Origin of the sequence: Mucilaginibacter sp. OK268 (assembly GCF_900103125.1) — a bacterium.
Lineage (GTDB): Bacteria > Bacteroidota > Bacteroidia > Sphingobacteriales > Sphingobacteriaceae > Mucilaginibacter.
This window is the reverse complement of the sequence record NZ_FNJV01000018.1, coordinates 1-5,998: the sequence shown is the minus strand read 5'-3', so window position 1 is coordinate 5,998 and position 5,998 is coordinate 1. Positions and strand designations below refer to the sequence as shown.

Below are 5,998 nucleotides of genomic sequence, written 5' to 3'. Positions count from 1 at the left end.
CAGCAAGGGCTTGATTTAAGATTGGGCACCGACCTACTCTCCCACGTTTTACCGCAGTACCATCGGCTCTGGCGGGCTTGACTTCTCTGTTCGGAATGGGAAGAGGTAGACACCGCCGATATAGGCACCTGAATATTTTATTAGATTTGAGTATTGAGATTTGAGTATTGAGACTGACTTGCGTCCTGATCTCATATCTCACATCTAATATCTCATATCTATTGACATATTATTGAAAGAAGTGATTGATGAAGAGAAAACAACAGACATTGTTGTTTTTGTTTTGGTGGGGTACAGTATTGCTACCGTACCCACACTTTTTCTATCTGAAGAAAGCTTCGGGCAATTAGTATTACTCGGCTATGATGTCACCACCTTTAGACCTGTAACCTATCAACGTAGTAGTCTCCTACGACCCTCAATGGAAGTCTCATCTTGTGGCTAGTTTCGCACTTAGATGCTTTCAGCGCTTATCTATTCCCAACGTAGCTACTCTGCAATACAGCTGGCGCCATAACAGATTCACCAGAGGTTAGTCCAACCCGGTCCTCTCGTACTAAGGTCAGCCCCACTCAAACTTCCTACGCCCACAACAGATAGGGACCGAACTGTCTCGCGACGTTCTGAACCCAGCTCGCGTGCCACTTTAATGAGCGAACAGCTCAACCCTTGGGACCTTCTCCAGCCCCAGGATGTGACGAGCCGACATCGAGGTGCCAAACCTCCCCGTCGATATGAGCTCTTGGGGGAGATCAGCCTGTTATCCCCAGCGTACCTTTTATCCTTTGAGCGATGGCCCTTCCATGCAGAACCACCGGATCACTATATCCGTCTTTCGACCCAGCTCGACTTGTCTGTCTCACTGTCAAGCAAGCTTATGCTATTGCACTCCACGTACGGTTACCAAGCGTACTGAGCTTACCTTTGAAAGCCTCCGTTACCTTTTTGGAGGCGACCACCCCAGTCAAACTACCCGCCAAACAATGTCCCCCGTCTTACAGGGTTAGACACCAAATACAGAAAGGGTGGTATTTCAACGTTGACTAACCAACTCCTAGCGAAGCTGGATCACAGTCTCCCACCTATCCTACACATCCTGTATCCGATATCAATGTTAAGTTGTAGTGAAGGTGCATGGGGTCTTTCCGTCCCGTTGCGGGTAACCGGCGTCTTCACCGATACCACAATTTCACCGAGCTCATGGCTGAGACAGCGCCCAGATCGTTACACCATTCGTGCAGGTCGGAACTTACCCGACAAGGAATTTCGCTACCTTAGGACCGTTATAGTTACGGCCGCCGTTTACCGGGGCTTCGATTCAATGCTTCGCCTTGCGACTAACATCCCCTCTTAACCTTCCGGCACCGGGCAGGTGTCAGGCCATATACGTCATCTTTCGATTTTGCATAGCCATGTGTTTTTGTTAAACAGTCGCCTGGGCCTTTTCACTGCGGCTGACATTGCTGCCAGCGCCCCTTCTCCCGAAGTTACAGGGCCATTTTGCCGAGTTCCTTAGCCATGATTCACTCGAGCACCTTAGGATTCTCTCCTCGACTACCTGTGTCGGTTTACGGTACGGGTTTTTATAACCTGAAGCTTAGCGGGTTTTCTTGGAAGTCTGATTACCTGAACTATCTCGTCCCCCGAAGGTTTCAAGTACTATCAGCTTTCAGCATGGTCTGCGTACTTAACTACAGTCCATATACCTACGGCCTTTAACGAACTATTCCGTCAGTTCGCGTCAGTGTCACTACTCCGTCACCGCATCGCAGTTATAAAAAGTACTGGAATATTAACCAGTTGTCCATCGGCTACGCCCTTCGGCTTCACCTTAGGCCCCGACTAACCCTGATCCGATTAGCGTTGATCAGGAAACCTTAGTCTTTCGGTGGGCGGGTTTCTCTCCCGCCTTATCGTTACTTATGCCTACATTTGCTTTTCTATAACCTCCACAGTCAGTTGTCCTTCCTGCTTCGCCGGCATATAGAATGCTCCCCTACCAGATGCATTGCTGCAAATCCATAGCTTCGGTATACTGCTTGATGCCCGTTTATTATCCATGCCCGATCGCTCGACTAGTGAGCTGTTACGCACTCTTTAAATGAATGGCTGCTTCCAAGCCAACATCCTAGCTGTCTGTGCAATCGGACCTCGTTAGTTCAACTTAGCAGTAATTTGGGGACCTTAGCTGATGGTCTGGGTTCTTTCCCTCTCGGCCCTGGACCTTAGCACCCAGAGCCTCACTCCAGCGTATATTAATAAGCATTCGGAGTTTATCTGGATTTGGTAGGATTTGACTCCCCCGCACCCAATTAGTAGCTCTACCTCTTATTAACTCAACCGCCAGGCTGTTCCTAAAAACATTTCGGGGAGTACGAGCTATTTCCCAGTTTGATTAGCCTTTCACCCCTACCCACAAATCATCCGGAAACTTTTCAACGTTTATCGGTTCGGTCCTCCAGTACCTGTTACGGCACCTTCAACCTGTCCATGGGTAGATCACAAGGTTTCGCGTCTACCTCCCCTGACTATACGCCCTATTCAGACTCGCTTTCGCTTCGGATCCGTGTCTTAAACACTTAACCTTGCCAGGGAAGAGTAACTCGTAGGCTCATTATGCAAAAGGCACGCCGTCACAGATTGCTCTGCTCCGACCGCTTGTAAGTACACGGTTTCAGGTTCTATTTCACTCCCCTGTTCGGGGTTCTTTTCACCTTTCCCTCACGGTACTGGTTCACTATCGGTCTCTCAGGAGTATTTAGCCTTACCGGATGGTGCCGGCAGATTCCCACAAGGCGTCTCCGACCTCGCGGTACTCAGGATACCACTATCCTATCATTACTTACCCGTACGCAGCTCTCATGCTCTATGGCTGGGTTTCCCACCCCATTCCGGTTCATTTTGATATTCATATTGTGGTCCTACAACCCCAGTTATGCCGTAACATAACTGGTTTGGGCTTCTTCCCTTTCGCTCGCCACTACTCAGGAAATCATTATTATTTTCTCTTCCTCTGCTTACTTAGATGTTTCAGTTCAGCAGGTTCGCGCATTTATGCAACTAGTCTTCAACTAGCTAGGTTTCCCCATTCGGAAATCCGCGGATTAATTCATATTTGCTAATCCCCGCGGCTTATCGCAGCTTATCACGTCCTTCATCGCCTCTGAGAGCCAAGGCATCCCCCGTGTACCCTTTCTTACTTTCTTCTACTCATACGCCTTTTGCGCCGTATGGTATGTTTTTATTTAGTTAGTTGTTCATAGAGTCAGGAGCCAAGATTCAGGAATCAAGACCGAAGTCTATCCTCTTGTTTCTTTTTTCTTGATTCTAGTCAAACAACGTCCCTATTCTGTTGTTTTCTCTTGTTTCAATTACTTCTTCCAATATGTCAAAGAACTTTACCCCATACTAATTAAATAGTATCTTGCAGAATATCCTATCCTTTTCAGGAAACGGAGGGTGTGTGGAGAATAACGGATTCGAACCGATAAACCTCCCGTCAAATCGGGATGTTCCAGCCCCTATGGCTGATTTCCTATACTACATTAAGTATAATCATTTGCTTCGCGCAAATGTCGTGGAGAATAACGGATTCGAACCGTTGACCCCCTGCGTGCAAGGCAGGTGCTCTAGCCAGCTGAGCTAATCCCCCTTAGATGTTACTTGTAGTCCCGAGCAGATTTGAACTGCTGACCCCTACATTATCAGTGTAGTGCTCTAACCAAGCTGAGCTACAGGACTTTTTTGATTTCGGATGTCGGATGTTCGATTTCGGATTCTTCTCGTCAATTCGGCAATCGTCTATCGTAATCGCTTACAATCCAGCCTCTCAGATGATTAAAACCACTGAATGGTTTCATCTTTTGGGTTTCTTTTTGTTTTTTAATTTAAGAAATAATCATGTAGGTAACACCTGTTACATTACTTACTGTGGAAACTGCTCCAGAAAGGAGGTATTCCAGCCACACCTTCCGGTACGGCTACCTTGTTACGACTTAGCCCCAGTTACCGACTTTACCCTAGGACGCTCCTTACGGTTACGCACTTCAGGCACTTCCAGCTTCCATGGCTTGACGGGCGGTGTGTACAAGGCCCGGGAACGTATTCACCGCGTCATTGCTGATACGCGATTACTAGCGAATCCAACTTCACGGGGTCGAGTTGCAGACCCCGATCCGAACTGTGAACAGCTTTATGAGATTGGCATCCTGTTGCCAGGTAGCTGCCCTCTGTACTGCCCATTGTAGCACGTGTGTAGCCCCGGACGTAAGGGCCATGATGACTTGACGTCGTCCCCTCCTTCCTCTCTATTTGCATAGGCAGTCTGTTTAGAGTCCCCACCTTGACGTGCTGGCAACTAAACATAGGGGTTGCGCTCGTTGCGGGACTTAACCCAACACCTCACGGCACGAGCTGACGACAGCCATGCAGCACCTAGTTTCGTGTCCCGAAGGACTAAAGCGTCTCTGCTTTATTCACTAACTTTCAAGCCCGGGTAAGGTTCCTCGCGTATCATCGAATTAAACCACATGCTCCTCCGCTTGTGCGGGCCCCCGTCAATTCCTTTGAGTTTCACCCTTGCGGGCGTACTCCCCAGGTGGAATACTTAACGCTTTCGCTTAGACGCTGACCGTATATCGCCAACATCGAGTATTCATCGTTTAGGGCGTGGACTACCAGGGTATCTAATCCTGTTTGATCCCCACGCTTTCGTGCCTCAGTGTCAATACCACCATAGTAAGCTGCCTTCGCAATTGGTGTTCTGTGACATATCTATGCATTTCACCGCTACTTGTCACATTCCGCCTACCTCTAGTGGATTCAAGTTCTTCAGTATCAAAGGCACTGCGACAGTTAAGCTGCCGTCTTTCACCCCTGACTTAAAGAACCACCTACGCACCCTTTAAACCCAATAAATCCGGATAACGCTTGGATCCTCCGTATTACCGCGGCTGCTGGCACGGAGTTAGCCGATCCTTATTCTTACAGTACATTCAGCTTGATACACGTATCAAGGTTTATTCCCGTATAAAAGCAGTTTACAACCCATAGGGCCGTCTTCCTGCACGCGGCATGGCTGGTTCAGGCTTGCGCCCATTGACCAATATTCCTTACTGCTGCCTCCCGTAGGAGTCTGGTCCGTGTCTCAGTACCAGTGTGGGGGGTCATCCTCTCAGATCCCCTAAACATCGTAGCCTTGGTAAGCCGTTACCTTACCAACTAGCTAATGTTCCGCATGCCCATCTTGTTCCTATAAATATTTGATTGCTTTGTGATGCCACATTGCAATGTTATGCGGTCTTAATCTCTCTTTCGAGAGGCTATCCCCCTGAACAAGGTAGGTTACATACGTGTTACGCACCCGTGCGCCACTCTCATGGAAAGCAAGCTCTCCAATCCCGTCCGACTTGCATGTATTAGGCCTGCCGCTAGCGTTCATCCTGAGCCAGGATCAAACTCTCCATTGTAAAATGTTTTGTTTGTCTCTGACCCTATTATTAATAATAGAATCTGTATTTGATGAGCTAGCTTTATGAACTTGCGTTCTTTATTGCTACTCAATCGTGTATCTTTATACAGCTTCCCGCTTTCTTATAACTTACCGGAAGGGTTTAGTTTCCGATCGTTACGCTACATGATTTTCTATTTCTTAAAAGAACTTTGCGCTTCCCCGTCCCGGTTCCGCTTATATTTTTTCACTTCTTGCGTCGTGATCAAACTTTCATTTTTTGTCCGCCTGAATCGCTCTGGCTTCTCTTTTGTTACTCGCTCACTTTCGTTCGCTTTCTCTTTTTTGTTACTCGCTAACCTTCGTTAACTTTCTCTTTGTTTTCCCTGCTTTCTCTCTCAGCGTTTCCGCTTTTTTCTTTCCTTCGTTTCGGGAGTGCAAAGGTAGAAACCTTTTTCTATTTTCCAAAACTTTTTTTTCTTTTTTTTATTCTAAGTTTTGAACCCCGCTTTCTCCCTTTTCTCTTCCTCCTCAGCGGGCTGCAAAGGT

General features: G+C 47.6%; 2 tRNA genes and 3 rRNA genes. All 5 read right to left on the bottom strand.

Annotation, left to right across the window (positions count from 1 at the left end):
• Window positions 1-20: 20 nt before the first annotated feature.
• The 5 genes from rrf to BLR84_RS29545 all read right to left on the bottom strand — a co-directional run bounded on the left by rrf (window position 21) and on the right by BLR84_RS29545 (window position 5,468).
• Window positions 21-132 (bottom strand): 5S ribosomal RNA (gene rrf, locus BLR84_RS29565).
• A 194-nt stretch (window positions 133-326) separates the two neighbouring features.
• Window positions 327-3,207, bottom strand: a 23S ribosomal RNA gene (locus tag BLR84_RS29560).
• 371 nt (window positions 3,208-3,578) lie between these two features.
• A tRNA-Ala gene (locus BLR84_RS29555) sits at window positions 3,579-3,652 on the bottom strand.
• A 14-nt stretch (window positions 3,653-3,666) separates the two neighbouring features.
• Window positions 3,667-3,741, bottom strand: a tRNA-Ile gene (locus BLR84_RS29550).
• 205 nt (window positions 3,742-3,946) lie between these two features.
• Window positions 3,947-5,468 (bottom strand): 16S ribosomal RNA (locus BLR84_RS29545).
• The 16S, 23S and 5S rRNA genes sit together here with 2 tRNA genes alongside, the layout of an rRNA operon.
• Window positions 5,469-5,998 lie beyond the last annotated feature (530 nt).